Source organism: Salinarimonas ramus (assembly GCF_014645695.1).
Classification (GTDB): Bacteria; Pseudomonadota; Alphaproteobacteria; order Rhizobiales; family Beijerinckiaceae; genus Salinarimonas; species Salinarimonas ramus.
This window is the reverse complement of the sequence record NZ_BMMF01000004.1, coordinates 39931-60471: the sequence shown is the minus strand read 5'-3', so window position 1 is coordinate 60471 and position 20541 is coordinate 39931. Positions and strand designations below refer to the sequence as shown.

General features: G+C 72.6%; 16 protein-coding genes. 11 read left to right on the top strand and 5 right to left on the bottom strand.

All coding sequences use genetic code 11. The features are described from left to right. Positions 1-15: 15 nt before the first annotated feature. On the top strand, positions 16-1056 hold the full coding sequence (locus IEX89_RS06980; protein ID WP_188911121.1) for a Fe(3+) ABC transporter substrate-binding protein: 1041 nt from the start codon (positions 16-18) through the stop codon (positions 1054-1056). A gap of 47 nt (positions 1057-1103) precedes the next feature. Next, on the top strand, positions 1104-2795 hold the full coding sequence (locus tag IEX89_RS06975; protein WP_188911119.1) for an ABC transporter permease: 1692 nt from the start codon (positions 1104-1106) through the stop codon (positions 2793-2795). Here IEX89_RS06975 and IEX89_RS06970 read toward each other — a convergent pair. Together IEX89_RS06970 and IEX89_RS06965 are read right to left on the bottom strand one after the other, a co-directional pair. Beyond that, positions 2792-3952, bottom strand: coding sequence for an aminotransferase (locus tag IEX89_RS06970; protein WP_188911117.1), 1161 nt, complete (start codon positions 3950-3952; stop codon positions 2792-2794). The genes IEX89_RS06975 and IEX89_RS06970 overlap by 4 nt on opposite strands. 85 nt (positions 3953-4037) lie before the next feature. Beyond that, positions 4038-4478, bottom strand: a complete 441-nt coding sequence (locus IEX89_RS06965; protein ID WP_188911115.1) for an Lrp/AsnC family transcriptional regulator — start codon at positions 4476-4478, stop codon at positions 4038-4040. A gap of 116 nt (positions 4479-4594) precedes the next feature. Between IEX89_RS06965 and IEX89_RS06960 the strand changes: the two genes are divergently transcribed. Further along, positions 4595-5695 carry a saccharopine dehydrogenase family protein gene (locus IEX89_RS06960; RefSeq protein WP_188911113.1) on the top strand — a complete coding sequence of 367 codons (1101 nt, stop codon included), beginning with the start codon at positions 4595-4597 and terminating at the stop codon, positions 5693-5695. A gap of 25 nt (positions 5696-5720) precedes the next feature. On the opposite strand, the gene IEX89_RS06955 is transcribed toward IEX89_RS06960, so the two are convergent. Next, a complete protein-coding gene (locus IEX89_RS06955; protein WP_188911111.1) occupies positions 5721-9509 on the bottom strand; it encodes an AAA family ATPase in 3789 nt (1262 codons plus the stop codon). 1 nt (position 9510) lies between these two features. Then, positions 9511-10758 carry an exonuclease SbcCD subunit D gene (locus IEX89_RS06950; RefSeq protein ID WP_188911109.1) on the bottom strand — a complete coding sequence of 416 codons (1248 nt, stop codon included), beginning with the start codon at positions 10756-10758 and terminating at the stop codon, positions 9511-9513. Between the two features lie 225 nt (positions 10759-10983). On the opposite strand from IEX89_RS06950, the gene IEX89_RS06945 reads away from it, so the two are divergent. The 8 genes from IEX89_RS06945 (at position 10984) to IEX89_RS06910 (ending at position 19919) form a co-directional block, all read left to right on the top strand. Beyond that, positions 10984-11991, top strand: a complete 1008-nt coding sequence (locus IEX89_RS06945) for an MFS transporter (protein ID WP_188911107.1) — start codon at positions 10984-10986, stop codon at positions 11989-11991. A gap of 13 nt (positions 11992-12004) precedes the next feature. Then, positions 12005-12199 carry a hypothetical protein gene (locus IEX89_RS06940; protein ID WP_188911105.1) on the top strand — a complete coding sequence of 65 codons (195 nt, stop codon included), beginning with the start codon at positions 12005-12007 and terminating at the stop codon, positions 12197-12199. A gap of 68 nt (positions 12200-12267) precedes the next feature. Then, positions 12268-13143, top strand: coding sequence for an SDR family NAD(P)-dependent oxidoreductase (locus IEX89_RS06935; protein WP_188911102.1), 876 nt, complete (start codon positions 12268-12270; stop codon positions 13141-13143). A 278-nt stretch (positions 13144-13421) separates the two neighbouring features. Further along, positions 13422-14999, top strand: a complete 1578-nt coding sequence (locus IEX89_RS06930) for an OpgD/OpgG family glucan biosynthesis protein (protein ID WP_188911100.1) — start codon at positions 13422-13424, stop codon at positions 14997-14999. After that, on the top strand, positions 14996-17137 hold the full coding sequence (mdoH, locus tag IEX89_RS06925) for a glucans biosynthesis glucosyltransferase MdoH (RefSeq protein WP_188911098.1): 2142 nt from the start codon (positions 14996-14998) through the stop codon (positions 17135-17137). The genes IEX89_RS06930 and mdoH overlap by 4 nt, the downstream gene beginning before the upstream one ends. Before the next feature lie 114 nt (positions 17138-17251). Then, a complete protein-coding gene (locus IEX89_RS06920; RefSeq protein WP_188911096.1) occupies positions 17252-18859 on the top strand; it encodes a carboxyl transferase domain-containing protein in 1608 nt (535 codons plus the stop codon). A 141-nt stretch (positions 18860-19000) separates the two neighbouring features. Further along, positions 19001-19462: a BLUF domain-containing protein gene (locus IEX89_RS06915; protein WP_188911094.1), complete on the top strand. Its 462-nt coding sequence runs from the start codon at positions 19001-19003 to the stop codon at positions 19460-19462. 13 nt (positions 19463-19475) lie between these two features. Further along, positions 19476-19919 carry a response regulator gene (locus IEX89_RS06910; protein ID WP_188911092.1) on the top strand — a complete coding sequence of 148 codons (444 nt, stop codon included), beginning with the start codon at positions 19476-19478 and terminating at the stop codon, positions 19917-19919. A 10-nt stretch (positions 19920-19929) separates the two neighbouring features. Here the strand turns inward: IEX89_RS06910 and IEX89_RS06905 are convergent, their stop codons facing one another. Next, a complete protein-coding gene (locus IEX89_RS06905) occupies positions 19930-20424 on the bottom strand; it encodes a YbaK/EbsC family protein (RefSeq protein WP_188911090.1) in 495 nt (164 codons plus the stop codon). Positions 20425-20541 lie beyond the last annotated feature (117 nt).

The following is a 20541-nucleotide window of genomic DNA, read 5'->3' as shown; positions in this document are numbered from 1 at the left end:
GGAGAGATCATCGTCATGAGCAACGCCTCGCACGCTCGCCGCACCCTTCTGCTCGGGACCGTCCTCGCCGCCGGCCTCGTCGGCGTGCCGACGCTCGCCGCCGCGCAGGGTGAGCTCAACCTCTATTCGTCGCGCCATTACGACACCGACGAGGCGCTCTACGAGAACTTCACCGAGCAGACGGGCATCACCATCAACCGCATAGAGGCGGGCGCCGACGAGCTCATCGAGCGCATGATCGCCGAGGGCGCGAATTCCCCGGCCGACGTGCTCCTGACCGTCGACGCCGGCCGCCTCGAGCGCGCTCAGCAGGCGGGCCTGTTCCAGCCGGTCGATTCCGAGGTGCTCGAGGAGCGCGTCCCCGACTACCTGCAGGATCCCGAGAACTTCTGGTTCGGCTTCTCCAAGCGCGCCCGCGTGATCATGTACGCCTGCGATCGCGTCGAGAACCCGCCGCAGACCTACGAGGCGCTCGCGGACGACGAGTGGGAGGGCCGCGTGCTCAGCCGCTCCTCGACCAACATCTACAGCCAGTCGCTGACCGGCTCGATCCTCGCGGCGCTCGGTCCCGAGGCGACGGAGGAGTGGGCCCGCGGGCTCGCCGAGAACTTCGCTCGCGAGCCCCGCGGCGGCGACACCGACCAGATCCGCGCGGTCGCGGCCGGCGAGGGCGATCTCGCGATCTCCAACACCTACTATCTCGGCAACCTGATCCGCTCGGAGAACCCCGAGGATCGCGCGGTGGCAGAGCAGATCTGCGTCGTCTTCCCGAACCAGGACGGCCGTGGCACCCACGTGAACATCTCCGGCGGCGGCGTCGCGGCGAACGCGCCCAACCCCGAGGCGGCCAAGCTCTTCCTCGAGTACCTCGCCTCCGACTCGGCCCAGGCCTATTTCGCCGAGGGCAACAGCGAGTACCCGGTCGTCGAGGGCGTCGCGGCTCCCGAGTGGATCCAGACGCTCGGCGAGTTCCAGGAGGACGACCTCTCCGCCGAGACCTTCGCGCAGAACAACGCCGACGCCCTGATGATCATGGACCGCGCCGGCTGGAAGTGATGCACGGTCGGGAACCAGCGGCGGCGGGGGCTTCGTCCCCCGTCGCGATGGGCATCGCGAGAGCGAACCCCGCCCTCGCCGCATCGCGGCGGGGGCGTCGCCGTTCGGGTGCACCCTTCCTTCTCGTCGTGGCGACGACGCTCGTCGCCGGCCTCGTGCTCCTGCCGATCCTGTCCGTGGCGTCGAGCCTGTTCTCGCCGCGTACGGAGGTGATGGCGCATCTCGCGTCCACCATCCTGCCGGACCTTCTGGCCAATACCGGCATCCTGGTTCTCGTCGTCGGTCTCGGCACGTCCTCGATCGGCGTCGTGAGCGCTTGGCTCGTGACGCAGTGCCGCTTCCCGTTCTCGCGCGCCTTCGTCTGGCTGCTGCTCCTGCCGCTCGCCATCCCCGGCTACATCATCGGCTACGCCTACGCCGATTTCCTCGCCTTCGCCGGGCCGCTGCAGACGAGCCTGCGGACGCTCTTCGGCTGGACGAGCCCGCGCGACTACTGGTTCCCGGACGTCTACAATGTCTGGGGCGTGAGCGTGATGCTCACGATGGTGCTCTACCCCTACGTCTACCTCCTCGCCCGCGCAGCCTTCCTGGAGCAGACGGCGAACGCGTTCGACGCCTCGCGCGCGCTCGGCCACGGTCCGTGGAGCGCCTTCGCGCGGGTCGCTCTGCCCCTCGCCCGTCCCGCCATCGCGGCGGGCGTCGCGCTCGCGCTGATGGAGGCGCTCGCCGATTTCGGCACGATGCAATATTACGGCGTACGCACCTTCACGACGGCGATCTACCGCACCTGGTTCGGCATGGGCGATCAGACGGCGGCGGCGCAGCTGGCGACTGGGCTTCTCGTCTTCGTGCTCGTGCTGATCGCGCTGGAGCTCCATGCGCGGGGCGCGCAGCGCTACACGCAGGTGGGGCGCGGCGCGCGCAAGTCCCCCGCCTTCCGCCTGCGCGGCTGGCGCGCCGTGCTCGCCTTCCTCGCCTGCGCGCTGCCGGTCGTGGCGGGCTTCGTCGCGCCGGTTCTGATCCTGATCCGCCTGCACCTGATCGGCGGCGACCCGTTCATGAGCGAGCGCTTCTGGCGCTATGCCGCGAACTCGCTGACGCTCGCCGCTTTCGCGGCCGTGCTGCTCGTCGGCGTCGCGATCCTGCTCGCCTACGCCACGCGCCTCTCCCGGGCGAAGCCCCTGCGCGCCCTCGTGCGCGTCTCGACGATCGGCTACGCCGTGCCGGGCACCGTGGTGGCGGTCGGCGTCCTCGCCCCGCTCGGCGCCTTCGACAACGCGGTGGACGGCGTCTTCCGCGAGACCTTCGGCGTCTCCACGGGGCTGCTGCTGTCGGGCACCGTCGTCGCCGTGCTGTTCGCCTATCTCGTGCGCTTCCTCGCCATCGCCTACGGATCGGTGGAGGCGGGCTTCCTCAAGATCCCGCGCACGATGGACGACGCGGCGCGCATGCTCGGCGAGAAGCCCGGCGGCGTCGTCGCGCACGTCCATGCGCCGCTGCTGCGCGGCTCGCTGATCACGGCGGCGCTCATCGTGTTCGTGGACGTGCTGAAGGAATTGCCTGCGACGCTGATCGTGCGGCCCTTCAATTTCGATACGCTGGCGGTGCGCGTCTACCAGCTCGCCTCCGACGAGCGCCTCGCCCAGGCGGCGACGGGGGCGCTCGCCATCGTCGCCGTGGGGATCATCCCGGTGCTGCTGCTGATGCGCATGATCGCCAAGGGCGAGGGCGCGCGTTAGGCGAGCCGCTCGCCGAGCTCGCCGAGCCGCTGCGCGTCGACGTTCGCGAAGGCGACGCGCAGATGGTCCTCCTGCCCCGGCCCGAAGAAGCTGCCCGGCAGCATCAGCACGCCGCGTTCCGCCGCGAGGCGCCGGGCGGCGTCAGTGGCGGGAATGCCGTGCCAGGGGTGGCGAACGTAGGCGAAATAGGGGCCGATCGAGGCGATCTCCCAGCCGGGGAGGGGAGCGAGCGCCGCGGCGAAGGCGTCCGCGCGGCCTTCCAGCGTCGCGCGCGCCTCCTCGCGCCAGGGGCGCAGCGCGTCGATCGCCCACGCCACGGCGGACTGGCCGGCGCGGGCGGGGCAGATCTGGACGTTGTCGAGGATCTTTCCCGCGGCCTCGATCATCTCGGGACCGGCGATCAGCGCGCCGAGCCGATGCCCGGGCACGGCGTAGCTCTTCGAGAACGAGTAGAGATGGACGACGCCCTCGCGCCCGCCCTCCTGCGCGAAGAGCCCGTGCGGCGCGCCCGTGCCCGAGGGTAGGAAGTCGCGATAGGTCTCGTCGATCACGAGCCAGATCCCCCGGCTGCGGGCGAGATCGGCGAAGGCGGCGATCGTCTCGGGCGGGTAGATGGCGCCCGTCGGGTTGTTGGGCGTCACCAGCACGATGGCGCGTACGCTCTCGTCGAGGAGCGCGTGCGCGTCCGCGACGCGCGGCACGAAGCCGTCGTCGGCCCGGCAGGGCAGCGCGCGCGGCACCATGCCGAGCATGGCGAGCGACATCTCGTGGTTGAAGTACCACGGCGTCGGCAGGAGCACGGTCTCGCCCGGCGCGCAGATCGCGAGCATCGTCGTGACGAAGGCCGCGTTGCAGCCCGCCGTGATCGCGACCTCGCCCGCTTCGACCCGGCCGCCATAGAGCCGCGCCACGTCCTGCGCGAGCGCGGCGCGCAGGATCTCGTCGCCGAGGATCGGCCCGTAACGCGCCGCGTCGGCCGAGCCGGCGGCCTGCGCGAGCCGCGCCAGGAGATCGGGATGCGGCGCGCCGCCGGGCGCCGCCTGGGAGAGATCGATCAGCGGCCCGCGCGCGCCGCCATAGGCCCGCGCCCAGCCCTGCGCGGCGGGGATCGGCGGGGACTGGATGGCGGCGATGGTGGGGGAGAGGCGGGGCGGCATCGGGTCTCTTCGGGAACGGTGCGTGACGGACCCTCGCATAAAGAGCGCAAGCGGGCGTGCGACGCCAGCCTCCTCGTCGCGCGCCTCATCGCTCGAAGCGTGTGGACAGAACCACGCTCGTCTGCGTGCGCTCGACGCCGTCAAGCGCGCCGATGCGGTCGATGACGGCGTCGAGCGCGGCCACGCTCTCGGCGGCGACCTCCGCGATCATGTCGAAGGCGCCCGACACGGAGAGCAGCCGGCGCAGCTCCGGCATGGCGGCGAGCGCCTTCGTCACGGCCGGCGCGAGCTTGGGCGCGGCGACGATCATCACGTGGGCGCGCACGAGCCCCGCCTCGTAATCCGCCGCGAGCCGCGCCGTGTAGCCGACGACGATCCCCGCCCGCTCCAGCCGCTCGATGCGGCTCTGCACCGTCGTGCGCGAGACGCCCAGCCGCCGCGCGATCTCGGCGGTGGAGGCGCGGGCGTTCTCGCGCAGGAGCGCGATGAGCGCGCGGTCCTTCTGTGTCGTCGTTTCGTCGAGCATGATCGTCGGATCGTCCGGACGGGTGATCGGATCGCGCGGAACGTAGCGTCGTTTCCGCGGCGGGGGAAGCGTAAGCTGGTGCTCGAGCCAGGAACGCAGCGTCTCGGGAGCACGCAATGAAGGACATCGTCGTCGTCGGAGCCGGCAAGATCGGCCGCATCGTCGCCCGCATGCTCGCCGAGACGGGGGATTATTCCGTCACCTTGGCCGATCGCGACCGCACCGCGCTCGCCCGCGCCACGCAGGACACGGCCGTCGTGCCCGCCGCCCTCGACATCACCGACTGGGAGGCGCTGCGCGCGCGCCTGTCGGGCGCCTTCGCCGTCGTCTCGGCGGCGCCCTTCCAGCTGACCGCGCCCATCGCCGACGCGGCCGCGGCGACCGGCACGCACTATCTCGACCTCACCGAGGACGTGGCGACGACGCGGCGCGTCAAGGCGCTCGCCGAGGGCGCGACGAGCGCCTTCATCCCGCAATGCGGGCTCGCGCCGGGCTTCATCTCCATCGTCGCCAACGATCTCGCATCCGGCTTCGACACGCTCGACGAGGTGAAGCTGCGCGTGGGCGCGCTGCCGCAATTCCCGACCAACGCGCTCAACTACAATCTCACCTGGTCGACCGACGGCGTGATCAACGAGTATATCGAGCCCTGCGAGGCGATCCGCGACGGGCGGCTCGTCCAGGCGGCGGCGCTCGACGAGCGCGAGGAATTCTCGCTCGACGGCGTGCGCTACGAGGCCTTCAACACGTCGGGCGGGCTCGGCACGCTCTGCGAGACGCTGGCCGGACGGGTGCGCACGCTCAATTACCGCTCGATCCGCTATCCCGGGCATTGCGCCGTGATGAAGGCGCTCCTCGACGATCTGCGCCTGCGCGAGCGGCGCGACGTGCTCAAGGACATCCTCGAGCAGGCGGTTCCCACGACGATGCAGGACGTCGTCATCGTGTTCGTCACCGTCTCCGGCAAGAAGGACGGGCTCCTCGTGCAGGAGACCTTCGCGCGCAAGATCTACGCCGAGCGCGTGAACGGGATTGTGCGCTCCGCCATCCAGATCACGACGGCGTCCGGCATCTGCGCCGTGCTCGACCTTCTCGCGGAGGGCACGCTGCCGCAGGCGGGCTTCGTCCGCCAGGAGGACATCCGCCTCGACGCCTTCCTCGCCAACCGCTTCGGGCGCGCCTACGCCCGCGGCGAGGATGCCCGCGCCGCCGCCTGAGCGGGCGAAGGCGCGGGGCTCGCGCTCAGCCGATCGCCGGCTGCGCGAGCCCCGCGCCCGTCACCCGCACGCGGCTGCGCCCGCCGCCGGCCTTCTCCACGCGGATCTGCACGGGGATGCGCTGGTGCATGGCCTCGACGTGGCTGATGACGCCGACCTTTCGCCCCTGCGCCTGGAGCGTCTCCAGCGCGTCGATGGCGACGTCGAGCGTCGCCGCGTCCAGCGTGCCGAAGCCCTCGTCGATGAACAGCGTGTCGACGAAGGAGCCGCGGCCCTCCAGCGAGCAGAGCGCCAGAGCCAGCGCCAGCGACGTCAGGAAGCGCTCGCCCCCCGACAGCGAGCGGGTGGAGCGGCGCGCGTCGCCGAGCTCGCGGTCGAGGATCTGCAGGCCGAGATCGCCACCGCCGGTGCCGGTCTCGCCGCCGGCGCGCTCCAGGCGATAGCGCGGGGCGAGCGCGTCGAGGTGGCGGTTCGCCAGCGCCACGAGATGATCGAGCGTCACCGATTGCGCGTAGCGGCGGAACTTCGAGCCGTCGGCGGAGCCGATCGCGTCCGACACCTCGCGCCACAGGAGCTCGTCCGCCCCGGCCGCCGCGATCTCGTCCTCGAGCCGCCCCGCCTGCTCGCGGGCGCGGTCGTCCTGCTCCAGCGCCACGCGCGCGGCGACGAGCGTCTCGTCCAGTTCCGCGATCTCGGCGAGGAGCGCGGCCCGGTGCTCGCCGGCTGCTTCGGCGTCCTGCTCGGGCGCCCCCTCGCCGATCGCCTCCGCGAGCGCGCTCTCGCAATGGCCGAGCGCCGAGCGCGCCTCGCGCAGACCCTCGTCGGCGGCGGCGAGGCGCGCGCGCAGGGCGTCGCGCTCCGCTCGGGGGACCGCGAGGAGGGCGATGGCGTCGGCCGGCGCGATGCAGGCGGTCGTGCAGGCGGCGGCGAAGGCGTCGCCGGCGGCGGTTCGGTGCTCGGCGGCGCGCGCGAGGGCCACCTCGCCGGTGCGCAGCGACGCGGCCGCGACGGCGACGCGGCTGCGCGCCGCCTCGCACGCCGCCCGCGCTTTCTCGAAGGCCTCCCGCGCTGTTGCGGCATCCGCGCGATGGCGGGTGCGATGCGCTTCGGTCGCCTCGCCGTCGAGGAGGCCGCCGCGTTCGGCGACCAGCCCCGACAGCGCGCCCTCGGCCTCGGTCACCGCCGCGCTCGCCCCGGCGGCGATCTCGTGGGCCCCTTCGGCGGACGTGCGCGCGGCCGCGGCGGCGACCCGGTCCGCGGCGATCGCCTCGCGCAACGCTTCGCGCCGCGCGGCGCGCGCGCGGTAGTCGCCGGCGCGGGTCTCCAGGATGCGCAGCGCGCCCGTGGGATCGCGATCGAGATCGCCCGGCGTGATGCCGCTCGCGGCGAGGACGCGTGACCAGGCGCGATCGATGGAAGCGCGCCGGTCGGCGAGATCGCGCAGGCGCGTTGCCGCGTGCGCCACGGTCTCGCGTGCCGCGCCGGCATCGCGATCGTGGCCCGCGCGCTCATTTCGGCGTGCCTCGATCGCAGAAGCGGCCCGGTCGCGCGCGGTGCGCTCGCGCTCGATCTCGGTGCGCAACGCCTCCGCTCGGCGCTGGCTCTCGCGCACGGCCCCGCGGGCGCGCGCGATCTCCTCGGCGAGCGCCGCCAGCGCGGAAGCGGCCTCCACCACGTTTTCAGGCGGCTCGCGGAGATCGAGCGCCGGCAGCGCGCGCCAGGCGGCGTGCGCGTCGGCGAAGGCGCGCGCCGCCTCGCCGAGGCGGGCCGCCTCGACGTCCATCGCCTCGCGCGCCCGGCTGCCCTCCGCCTGCGCCGCCTCGGCCGCGGCCCGGGCCTGCGCGAGCGCGGCGCGGGCGGCGTCCTGCTCGGCGCGCAGCGAATCGCGGCGTGCGCGAATGGCGGCGACGAAGGCGTCCGGCGCGGAATCGGGCTTTTCGTCGTGCGGCACGCCGCAGACGGGGCAGGGCTCGCCGGGCACGAGCGCCGCGCGCAGGCGTCGCGCGCTCTCGGAGGCGGTGGCGTCGGCGAGGGCGCCGAGGCGCTCCACCTCCTCCGCGCGGGTCGCGAGCTCGGCGAGCGTCGCCTCCGCGCCGCGCTCGTCGTCGCGGGCGCTCTTCCACGCCGATGCCGCGGCGTCGCGGCGCGTGCGCGCCGAGGCTTGGGACGCCGCCGCGGCGGCGGCCTCCTTCGCGGCGGCGGCGAGGCGCGCAGCGATCCCGTCCGCCGCCTCCAGCGCCTGCGCGCGCGCTTGCATCGCGGGCAGGTCCATCGCCGCGAAGGCGGCCTCGTGGGTGGCGAGACGCTCCGCGCAGGCCGCACGGGACGCGACGTCGGCCGCATCGGCCGCGTCGAGGGCGGCGAGCGTCGCCGCCAGGCGATCGAGCGTCGCGGCGGCGGCATCGCGCTTTCGCTCCAGCTCCGCCGTCTCGCGTACGAAGCCGGCACGCTTCTCCAGCGCCTCCGAAAGCTCGTCGAAGCGCGTGGCGAGCGGGGCGAGGTCGGCGTCGCGCGCGAGCGTCTCGTCGAGGGCGCCGGCCTCGGTCTCGCTCGTGGCGAGGCGCATCTCGATGGCTTCGGCCGCCGTCGCGCGACGCGCCGCCTCGGCCTCGGCCGTGTCGCGCGCGCCGGCGCGCTTGGCGACGAGAGCGCGGGCATCGACGATCCGATCGTCGAGGGTCTGCGCGCGGACCCAGAGCGGCTCGAAGCCCTCGCACGCCGCCTGCGCCGCCTCGGCGCGCGCCTTCGCCTCCGTCTCGGCCGCCTCCGCGGATCCGAGCGCCGCGCGGGCGGCCTGGTCCTCGCCGCGGGCCGTTTCGAGCGCGGCCTGCGCCTCGGCGACGCCGCGCTGCGCCTCCGCGGTCCGCTCGCTCCCGGAGCGCAACGGCTCTGCCCGCTCCAGCGCCGCGTAGCGCGCGCGTTCCTCGGCGAGGGCGTCGCACGCCCCCTGCGCGGTCTCCACCGTCTTCGAAGCCGCATCGCGCCTGGCGGTCGCCGCCGCGATCGCCTCGTGACGGCGCAACACCGCGTCCAAAGCCTCGCGGGCGGCGTTCGTCCGAGCCTTGCGCTGCGTCAGGTCGTCGATCGCGTTCGCGCGCGCGGCGCGCTCCTCTGGGGAGAGGAGCCCGATGCCGTCGCGGCGCGCGCAAAGCGCGTCGACGGCCTGCTTCGTCGCCCGCCAGCGCTCGAAGGCGCGCCGCGAGAGCGTGGCGTAGATCTCCGTGCCGGTGATCTTCTCCAAGAGCTCCGCGCGCTCCTTCGCGTCCGCGCGCAGGAAGGCGTCGAAATCGCCCTGGGCGAGGAGGACGGTTCGACGGAACTGGTCGCAGGTGAGGTCGGTGAGGCGCTCGACCTCCTGGCGCACGGGCACGACGCCGGACGCCACCGCCTCCGTGACGCCCTCGGGGAGGACCTTCCACAGCGCCCGGCCGCGCTTCTGCAGCGCCCCCGTCGCCTTTCCGCGGGCGCGTGCGAGCTCGCACCGCACGCGGTACACGACGCTGTCGCGCGCGGAAAAGTCCACCTCCGCGAAGCCGCGCCCGGCGCCGCGGCGCAGGATGGTGCGCGGGTCGGTGGCGGCGAGGGGGGCGTTCTCGCCGTCGGGGATCTGCTCGTTGGCGCCCTCCGCCTTCACCCGCGGGAACTCGTCGTAGAGCGCGAGGCACAGCGCATCGAGCAGCGTCGACTTGCCCGCCCCGGTCTCCCCCGTGATGGCGAAGAGCCCCGCCGCCGCGAGCGGGGCGGCGGCGAAATCGATTTCGAAGGTCTCGGCCAGGGAGGCGAGGTTCTCACCACGGATCGCGAGGATGCGCATCTCAGCCCTCCGCCTCGTCCATCGTGAGGAGGGCGGCGAAGGCGTTATCGTGGGCGCGCGACGGCGGCACGCCGTGCTTGGCTCCGAACGCTTCGCGGAACACGTCGATGGGCTCGCGCTCGGCCAGCCGCACGCCCACGGGCGCGGCCGTCGGCGCGGCCTCGCTGCCGGGCCGCTCCAGCGTCAGGCCGGCGAGACGCACGGGGAAGCGTTCGGCGATCTCGCCGATCTCGGCGTGGAGCCCCACGGCGGGTCCGTCGACCGCGACGGTGAGCCAGACGAAGGGTCTCCGCGAGACGGGGAGGTCCGCGTCGAGCCCGAGCGCCGCCAGCGTGCCCTCGACGTCGCCCGCCGCCACGGCGCCGCGGGCGGGCAGGCGCAGGCAGGGCACGGGGCGGGGGAGGGGGACGTGGCGCAGGCGCACGGGTGCGCTCGCGCTTTCGAGATCGACGAGGGTCACGCCGTGCTCGTAGCCGCTCTCGGTCTTCGAGAGCGGGAAGAGCGAGCCCGAATAGCGCACGCTCTCGCGTCCCACCGCCTGCGGGCGGTGGAGGTGGCCGAGCGCGACGTAGCCGGCCCGCGCGGGGAAGACGTCCGGCGGCACCGCGTGCTCGCCGCCCACCAGGATACGCCGCTCCGCCCCGTCGGATTCGAGCCCGCCGGCCACGTGCAGATGGCCCGTGACGACGAGGGGGCTCTCCGGCCCGATCGCCTCGGCGGCGCGCCCGACGAGGTCCGCGTAGAGCGCGCGCACGCCCGCCACCACCGGCGAGCCCTCGCCGGGCGCGTCGAGCGGCGGCAGGTCCGCGACGCGCGGGAAGGGCACCGCGAGGACGTGGGCGCGGGTGGCGCCGGTCTCGTCGCGCACGGGCACGAGATGGCGCGCGAGATCCGGCCCGCCCGCGCGACCGCGCTCGATCGTGCCCACCACCGTCACGTTGGCGAAGGCGTAGAGCCCGCGCGGCGCCTCGAGCCGTCCCGCGGGATCGTGATTGCCGGCGACGACGACGATGGCCGCGTGCGGCCGCGCCGCGTGGAGCCGCGTCAGCGTGTCGAAGAACAGCGCCTGCGCCTCCGCGGAGGGGTTGAGCGCGTCGAACACGTCGCCGGCCACCACCACCGCGTCCACCGCCTCGCGGGCGGCGATCTCGACGAGCGCGTCGAGCGCCGCACGATGCTCCGCCTCGCGCGAATAGCCGGCGAGCGTGTGCCCGAGATGCCAATCGGCGGTATGCAGAACCCTGACCATCCGTCCTCCGGAGGCTATCTCACCGGTTCGGCGGCGATTCGCCAGGGGCGCGGCGGAGTCCGATGGGGACGGATCGTGACGGAGCCGCGAGCGGGGTTGATCGCGTCGGCCCGGCATGGCACACGCCTCGGCGGAGCGATTTTGGATTGCGATCGCCGGTCGTTCCCCCGACACCGTTCCGGATCGGCGGTCACGCCGCTCGCCGGAAGCCGGAGAGCGCGCCCGATGTCCGTCCTCGTCGATCTCGCCCGCATGGTGCTCGCCTTCCTGCTCGCGAGCCTGACCGTCTCGCAGCTCGCGAAGGTGATGACGCATTACGACGCGCTGCGGAGCTTCGCGCCCGCGGCGATGCCGGAGCAGGGGCTGCTGATCTCGATCTTCGGCATCGTCTGCATCGTCGGCGGCGTCGCCTACGACCGTCTGCGGGAGATCGTGTCGGACCGCACGCTGATGCTCTTCGCGCTCGTGCTCGGCGCGGTGTCGACGACGCTCCTCCTCGTCCCGGTGACGGCGGTCGTCGTCGTCGCGCGCGTCGGCGAATCGCTCTCGCACATCCTCTACGTGATCGCTGCGCCGGTGGTGGCGTTCGCGCTTCTGGGCCCACGGATGCGCACGGTGCTGATGGCCTCGTGGGGCACGTTCTTCACCGTCGGCTTCCTCCTCGACGAGAGCATCCTCACGCGTCTCGTCGACCCGACGGAGCGCGCCTACTGGCTGATGCCCGCGGCCGTCTTCGCCGTCGGCTTCGTGCTCACGCTCCTTCTCTTCCGCGCCGGGCCGACCGTGTCGCGCGCGAGCGGGGAGGAGACGCGCCGGCGGCCCGCCGCCGACGACGCGCTGGGCGTGCGCCGGATCGTGGCGAGCATCGCCCTCTCGGCGGCGTTCTACGTCTACGCGACGATGTTCCTCGTCTGGAAGGTCGCGCCGGAGGCGGGGCTCGTCGCGTCGGCGCAGCCGATCGACACGGCGGCGCTCTCCACCGCGGCGCTCGCGGGCAACGTCCTCGCCATCGTCGTCCTGACCCTCGGCCGCAGGGCCGCGCTCGCGCCGGCGCTCGCCATGGCGGCGTTCCTGCTCCTCGCACTGGCGCAGATCGTCCTGCCCGACCAGTCGTCGGAGCTGAAGTTCGCCCTGCTCGGCCTGATGCCGGTGGCGATATTCGGGACGGTGGGCTTCATCGCGCGCGCCGCGGCACGCGGCCCTGTCCGTCTCCGGCATCATGGTGGCCGGTAATCTCGCGACCTTCATGATCCCCGTCACCACGCCCATCGTCGATCGGATCGACGGGATGGTGGGAACCGCCGGCATCTTCTTCGTCGCTCTCGCGTCGGTCTGGCTCGCCGCCGTCCTCGCGCGGCAGCCGGCCGGCAATGAGAAAAGTGGCGAGGCGGGTGGCAAGACGGGTCGTTCGAGGCGCCTGAGCGGAACCGGCGTCGCCTAGGCCCCGTTCGGCTGGAGTCGCGGGGGCCCGCCATGCATGATGCCCCGCACGCGCCTCCGGAGCCCTCCATGCCCTCGTCCGACGCCCCCGCCCTCGTCGTCACCGGCGCCACCTCCGGCATCGGCCACGCGATCGCGCGGGAATTCCTGGCGCGCGGCTGGCGGGTCTTCGGCTCGGCGCGGCGCGAGGAGGACGCGCGCCGGCTCGTATCCGAGCTCGGGCCGGGCTTCACGCCGCTCCTCCTCGACGTGACGGACGAGGCGTCGGTCGCCGAGGCGGCCGCCATCGTCGGGCGGGCGCTCGGCACGCGGCGGCTCGCCGGAATCGTGGCCAATGCCGGCATCGGCATCCCGGCGCCGCTGGAGCACCAGGAGGTCGACGATTGGCGCCGGCAGATCGAGGTGAACCTGGTGGGCACCATGATCACGGCTCGCGCCTTCCTCCCCCTGCTCGGCACGGATCCCGCGAGGGAGGGCGCACCGGGGCGGCTCGTCACCATGTCCTCGCTGGGCGGGCGCTTCGGCCAGCCCTTCGTGACGGCCTACATCGCCTCCAAGCACGGCATCGAGGGCTTCTCGGAGGCGCTGCGGCGGGAGGTCTCGCCGTTCCGCATTCCCGTGATCGTCATGGCGCCGTCCGCCGTCGCGACACCGGTCTGGGAGAAGGTCGCGGCGCAAAACCTCCACCGCTTCGACGCCACGCGCTACGGCGGCGCCTTCCGCTGGGCGCTCGGGACGATCGTCGACAGCGCTCCCACGCACGGCCTCGCGCCGGAGGCGGTGGCGCGCGCCACCTTCGCCGCCATGACCGCGCGTCGCCCCCGCTCGCGCTACGCCCCCTCGCGACGGCCGCTCCTGGAGAACGTCCTCCTGCCGCTCTTGCCGAAGCGGCTCGTCGACGCGGTCTTCCGCAGCCGACTGTCGTCGCACATGGGTGAGCGCTGATCGAAGGTGGCCGATCCGACGGAGTCCGTGCCCCTTTTCGCAAGCTCGCCGGATCTCCGCCACGATCTCCCCCAAAACCCCGGCCACGGTCGCGACCGCCGCACTGCGACAACGACGAAATCGAACCGAATGCTCCTCTTCGCCGTTGTGCAGCGCGGAATGGAAGCGTATCTTGAGAGCGCTTCGCCCGAGAGCGAGCGGACGAGCGCACGGCCCCCACGCCGCGCGTCCGCGAACGGCCCGGGCGGACGCCTCCAGGACAGTCGGAGACGAAATCCTTGTCGGTCACTCGCCGCTCGGTGCTGGCGCTCGCCGCCGCGCTCGCGCTCGCCCCGCGTCCCGGCTCCTCGGGGCGTGCCCTCGCCGCCGCTCTCGCCTCCAGCCCCGATCATTGGGGCGAGCCCGAGCCGTTCCGCCCCGCTCTCGTGCGGGAGCGGGCCCAGGCGCTCGCCGCCGCGCCTTTCGAGCCCCCGCCGGAGACGGTGCCGGACGCGCTCGCGGGGCTCGACTACGATCAGTATCGCGACATCCGCTTCCGGCCGGAGAGCGCGATCTGGGCCGGCACGTCGAGCCCGTTCCAGCTGCAATTCTTCCATCTCGGCTTCGGCTACCGCGCGCCGGTGGCGATCCGCATCGTCGAGAACGGGGCGAGCCGCAAGCTGATCTTCGACCCGGCGATGTTCTCCTACGGACCGCTGGTCGAGAACCCGCCCACCGCCATCGAGGACCTCGGCTTCTCGGGCTTTCGCATCCACACGCCGATCAACCGCGACGACTATTTCGACGAGTTCGCGGTCTTCCAGGGCGCGAGCTACTTCCGCGCGGTCGGCAAGGACCAGGCCTACGGCCTGTCCGCCCGCGGGCTCGCCATCGCCACCGCCGATCCGGCGGGCGAGGAATTCCCGACCTTCCGCGAGTTCTGGATCGAAACGCCCGGGCCCGACGCCGACACCATCGTCGTCCACGCGCTCCTCGACAGCCCGAGCACGACGGGCGCCTACCGCTTCACGCTGCGCCCCGGCGCCTCCACCGCGATGGAGGTCGAGGCCGTGCTCTACCCGCGCGTGGAGATCACGACGGTGGGCATCGCGCCCCTGACGTCGATGTTCTACTTCTCCGGCCACGACCGGATCGGCATCGACGATTTCCGCGGGGCGGTGCACGATTCCGACGGGCTTCTGATGTGGAACGGGCAGGGCGAATGGCTCTGGCGGCCGATCCTCAATCCGCAGACGCTGCAGATCTCGACCTTCCTCGACAACAAGCCCCACGGCTTCGGCCTGATGCAGCGCGAGCGCGAGTTCGCCGTCTACCAGGACCTCGAGGCCGATTACCACCGCCGGCCCAGCCTGTGGGTCGAGCCCATCGGCGATTGGGGGGAGGGCTCCGTCGTCCTCGTCGAGATACCCACCGACGCCGAGGTGCACGACAACATCGTCGCCTTCTGGCGCCCGCGCCTCCCGCTCGCCGCCGGCGTGCCCGTGCAGATGGCGTATCGCCTGCATTGGCGCGGCGAGCCGCCGGTGCAGCACGGTCTCGCCAAGGTACGGCGCACGCTGTCGGGCCTCTCGGAGGTCGGCCGCCCGCAGGCGGATCGCGAGAAGCGCGTCTTCGTCGTCGACTTCCAGGGCGAGGGCCTCGTCCTGCCCGACGCCGCGCCGATCACGGTGCAGGCGAGCGCCTCCTCCGGCATCCTCTCGACGCCCGTGATCAAGACCGATCCCGAGATCGGCGGCGTGCGCGTCGCCCTCGAGCTCGATCCCGACGGGGCCGAGGTCTGCGAATTGCGCTGCGCGCTCGTTCGCGACGGCGCCGTCGTCTCCGAGACGTGGCTCTACAGGTGGCTTCCCGCATGACCGCGCATCCCGTGAAGGACTTCGATCCGGCGCTCCCGCCGGAGGCGCCGCTCGCCATGCCCGTGCAGGACCTCGGCCGGGTCCCGCCACGGCGCGGCCCGCTCGTCGCGACGCACGCGACCTACGCGGCTCGCGCCGCAGCCGTCGTCCTCGCGGTCGTCATCGCCGTCTTCCTGACGCGGGAGATGCACGCGGTGCTCTCGGTGGCGAAGCTCACCGCCATCGAGATCGTGATGCTCGCTCTCTTCGCGACCACGATCGCCTGGATCGCCTTCGCCTTCTCGCTCGCGGTCCTGGGCACCGGCGCGCTCGTCTACCGCCGGCTGGTGAAGCGCCACTTCCTGTCGCCGCGCTCCAAGCCGTCGACCCGCACGGCGATCCTGCTGCCGACCTACAACGAGGACCCCGCCCGCGTCTTCGCCACGGCGGTCGCGACCGCGGAATCGCTCGCGGACGCCGACGTGCACGAGGCCTACGACGTCTTCGTGCTCAGCGACACGACGGACCCGGACGTGTGGCTCGCCGAGGAGGCCGCCTTCCTCGCGATCCGTGCCGCGCGCCGGCCGCGGGCGCGCATCTTCTACCGCCGCCGCATGAAGAACGTCGAGCGCAAGGCCGGCAACGTGGCCGACTGGGTGCGCCGCTTCGGCGGGGCCTACCCGGCCTTCATCGTCTTCGACGCCGACAGCGTGATGACGCCGCGCACGCTGGTGCGCATGACGCTCGCGCTGGAGCGCCGCCCCGAGCTCGGCCTGCTCCAGACCGTGCCGCTGCTGGTGGGCCGCTGGAGCCTGTTCGCGCGCCTCCAGCAATTCGCCGCGCGGGTCTACGGACCGGTGATGGCCACGGGCCTCGCCGTGTTCTCGGGCGACGCCGGGAACTACTGGGGACACAACGCCATCATCCGCACCCGCGCCTTCGCCGAATGCGCGGGCCTGCCGCATCTTCGCGGCACGGCGCCCTTCGGCGGGCCGGTGATGAGCCACGACTTCGTCGAGGCCGCGCTGATGCGCCGGGCCGGCTGGGCGATCGAGATCGACGCCTCGCTCTCCGGCTCCTGGGAGGAGAGCCCGCCCTCCCTCGTCGATCTCGCCGAGCGCGACCGGCGCTGGTGCCAGGGCAACCTGCAGCACGCGAACGTGCTGGGCGCCAAGGGCCTGCACCCGGTGAGCCGGACGCATCTCGTCATCGGCATCCTGTCGTATCTCTCCGCGCCGCTCTGGCTCGCCTTTCTCCTCTCGGGCCTGATGCTGGCGCTGCAGGCGCATTTCGTGCGCCCCGACTATTTCGCCGCCGACTTCCTGCTCTTCCCCACCTGGCCGGTGATCGACAGCGAGCGCGCGCTCGGTCTCTTCGCCACGACCATGGCGGTGCTGCTCCTGCCCAAGCTCTTCGGGCTCCTCGTCGCGATGATCTCCGGACCGGTGCGCCGCGGGCTCGGCGGGCCGCTGCGCGCCACCGGCGGTGTCGTCCTCGAGACGCTCGTCTCGGCGCTGCTCGCCCCCGTGATGATGGCGCTGCAATCGGCGGCGGTGTTCCAGATCCTCGCCGGGCGCGACGCCGGCTGGAAGGCGCAGCGCCGCGACGACGGCTCCGTGCCGTGGTCGGAGATCGCCAAGCGCCACCGCTGGCACACCGCGCTCGGCGTGGCGCTGGGCGTGGCCGCCTTCGCGGTCTCGCCCGCCGTCTTCCTGTGGATGAGCCCTGCCGTCGTCGGCCTCGTGCTGGCGATCCCGCTCTCGGGCCTCACCGCCCGCGCCACCCCGCGCCTCGCCGCGCTGGGGCTGCTCTCGACGCCCGAGGAGCGCACCGTGCCGCCGATGCTGGTGCGCGCGCGCGTGCTGCGCCGGGAGATCGCCGCGGCCCTCGGCGCCGAGCGCGACGCCGTCGCGCGCCTCCTCGACACGCCGGCGCTCGCCGCCTTCCACACCGGCACGCTGCCCGCCCCCGCGACGCCGGTCTGCCCGGCGACCATCGACCCGCCCTTCGTCGTCGCCAGCGCCCGCCTCGACGCGGCCGGCAGCGTCGAGGAGGCGATCGCCGCCATGAACCGCGCCGAGATCGCAGCGCTCCTGTCGCGCCGCGATGGCATCGAGCGCCTCGTCGCGAAGGCGCGCCCGCAGGCGCAGGCGGCGTGAGGCGCGGGCTGCGGGTCGGCGAACGGCCCGGGACGGCGTCCTCCCCCCGCTTGTGATCCACGCGTCCCTGCCGCATAACCCGCGGGTCGTCACAGCGTCCTCGGAGGCTCCCCCGTGCCCGTCATCGCCTCGCAGATCGACCTCTCCTCGCTGGAGGTGCAGGAGAACCGTGCCGCCTGGGGCGCGATCGCGGACGAGCTGCGCGCGCGGCGCGCGGAGGTGGCCGAGGGCGGGCCGGCGCGGGCGCGCGAGCGGCATCTCGGGCGCGGCAAGCTGCTCCCGCGCGAGCGCGTCATGCGCCTCCTCGATCCCGGCGCGCCTTTCCTCGAGATCGGCGCCCTCGCGGCCTGGGGCATGTACGAGGACGCGATCCACTCCGCGGGCCTGATCGCCGGCATCGGCCGGGTCTCGGGCCGCGAATGCATGATCGTGTGCAATGATTCGACCATCAAGGGTGGCACCTACTACCCGATGACGGTGAAGAAGCACCTGCGTGCCCAGGAGATCGCCCGCGAGAACCGGCTGCCCTGCATATATCTCGTCGATTCCGGCGGCGCGAACCTGCCGCATCAGACCGAGGTCTTTCCCGACCGCGAGCATTTCGGCCGCATCTTCTACAACCAGGCGACGATGTCGGCCATGGGGATCCCGCAGATCGCCTGCGTGATGGGCTCGTGCACGGCGGGCGGGGCCTACGTGCCGGCCATGTCCGACGAGACCGTGATCGTGCGCCGCCAGGGCACGATCTTCCTCGGCGGCCCGCCGCTGGTGAAGGCGGCCACCGGCGAGGTGGTCTCGGCGGAGGATCTCGGCGGGGCGGACGTGCACGCGCGCCTGTCCGGCGTCGCCGACCATTACGCCACCGACGACGCGCATGCCCTCGCCATCGTCCGGCGCATCGTGGCGAACCTCAACGGCGTCAAGCGCGTCGATCTCGCGCTCACGGAGCCGATGGACCCGGCCTACGACGAGAGCGAGCTCGAGGCGCTCGTGCCCACCGACCTGAAGAAGTCCTACGACATCCGCGAGGTGATCGCGCGCCTCGTCGACGGCTCGGAGTTCGACGAGTTCAAGCGCCTCTACGGCACGACGCTGGTGACGGGCTTCGCCCGCATCCACGGCATGCCCGTGGGGATCGTGGGCAACAACGGCATCCTGTTCTCGGAGAGCGCGCTCAAGGGCGCGCATTTCGTCGAGCTGTGCTGCCAGCGCGGCATCCCGCTGCTGTTCCTGCAGAACATCACCGGCTTCATGGTGGGGCGCGAATACGAGGCCGGCGGCATCGCCAAGGACGGCGCGAAGCTCGTCACCGCGGTCGCCTGCGCGCAGGTGCCCAAGCTCACGCTGATCGTCGGCGGCTCCTTCGGTGCCGGCAATTACGGCATGTGTGGGCGCGCATACTCCCCGCGCTTCCTGTTCATGTGGCCCAACGCCCGCATCTCGGTGATGGGCGGCGAGCAGGCGGCCTCCGTCCTCGCCACGGTGCGGCGCGACAACATCGAGGCCGAGGGCAAGACCTGGGCGTCGGAGGAGGAGGAGGCGTTCAAGGCGCCCATCCGCGAGAAGTACGAGGCGGAGGGCTCGCCCTACCACGCCACCGCGCGGCTGTGGGACGACGGCGTGATCCTCCCCTCCGAGACGCGCCGTGTGCTGGCGCTCGCGCTCTCGGCGTCGCTCAACGCGCCGATCCCGAAGACACCCTTCGGCGTGTTCAGGATGTGATCGCGACCTCGCCCGAGGAGGCCGTCGCCATCGTTTCCCGCGGCCGCCGCGTCGCGGTGCAATGCCCCTGAGCCGCACGGCCTTTACGGTTTCTTATCCGCGTAGTGCGAGCGTGGGACCCGACGTGACGCGAAAGGCCCCATGCTCAACCGCTCCAGCCTCAGCCGGATCATCTATTTCAGCCGCTGCACCCTCGACAAGGAGTCGGTGACGCGGACGGAGCAGCTCGACCGTCTCGTACGCTCCTCGCGCCGGCAGAACGAGTTCGCGCTGATCACCTCGATCCTCGTGCTCGATCGCGGCTGGTTCGGGCACATGATGGAGGGCGATCGCGACGCCCTGAATTCCACCTTCAAGCGCATCTCGACCGATAGCCGGCACAAGGAAGTGCGGATCATAGAGTGGCGCGAGATCCCCAGGCGCGAGCTGCTGCCGTCGCTCGAGCTCCTCGAGCGCAACCTGATCAGCCAGGACGTGCTCGACAAGTTCGCGCTCGACGAGGCGTTCTCCCGCGGCACGCCCAAGCCCACGCTCGTGCACGATTGCATGCTCGCGCTGCAGCAGAACCTGCTGGCCAAGCGCGGCATCGAGGCCCTCACGTAAGGGAGGCGGTGCGATGTCCGACGATCCGTTTCCCGCAGTCCTGATCATCGACGACAACGTCAAGATCGGCCGTCTCGTGGCGGAGATCTTCTACCGGCTCGGCTTCGCCGAGGTGGAGGTGACCTCGTCCGGCGTCGAGGGCATCGAGATGATCCGCAACGGCAATTACGGGCTGATCGTCTGCGATCTCGACCTCGAGCCCGTCGACGGCCTGCAGGTGCTGCGTACGGTGAAGAGCGACGAGGAGATGTTCAAGATCGCCTTCATCCTCACCGAGACGTCGATCACCTTCGAGCAGGTCACGACCGCGCATGCCGCCGGCGTCGACGCCTTCCTGCTCAAGCCCTTCGACATCGCGCTCCTCAAGTCGAAGCTGAAGACCGTGCTGCGGCGTCAGGCAAAGCGCCGGCGCATCGTCAACGACTGGGCGCCCAAGAGCCTGCACGACGCGCTCTGACGCGCGGCGCTCACGCCTGCGCGCTCTCCTCCGCACCCGCCTCCGGCTCGCGGCAGACGTCGACCCAGGTCGCGTCCGTCAAGGCCGCCATGCGCTCGGGCGCGATGAAGACCGCCGCGTTGATCGCGCCGGCTGCGGGCACCACCACGTCGAAGGCCTTGAGCGACACGTCGCAATGGACGGGCAGCGGCGTGGCGAGCCCGAAGGGGCACACGCCGCCGACGGGGTGGCCGGTGAGCGCGGCGACCGTGTCCGCGTCCGGCATCTTCGCCTTCGCGCCGAAGGTCGCCTTCATCTTCTTGTTGTCGAGGCGCGCGTCGCCCCGCGCGACGACGAGGACGACGCGCTCGCCCACCGCCAGCGTCAGCGTCTTGGCGATGCGCGCGGGCTCGACACCGTGCGCGGCCGCGGCCTCGGCGACGGTGGCGCTCGAGGCCTCGGTGACGACGACGTCGATGTCGGGGGCGCGCTCGGCGAAAAAGGCGCGCACGCTGTCGAGGGACATGGGGGAGGGGCTCCGAGCCGGGCTTGGGGACGGGGCTTCAATCGGCTTCGGCCCCGCTTAGCGCGGGAGGGATGCGCGGTCCAGTGCAGGCGGACGGCGCGCGGCGGGGCCGGCCCG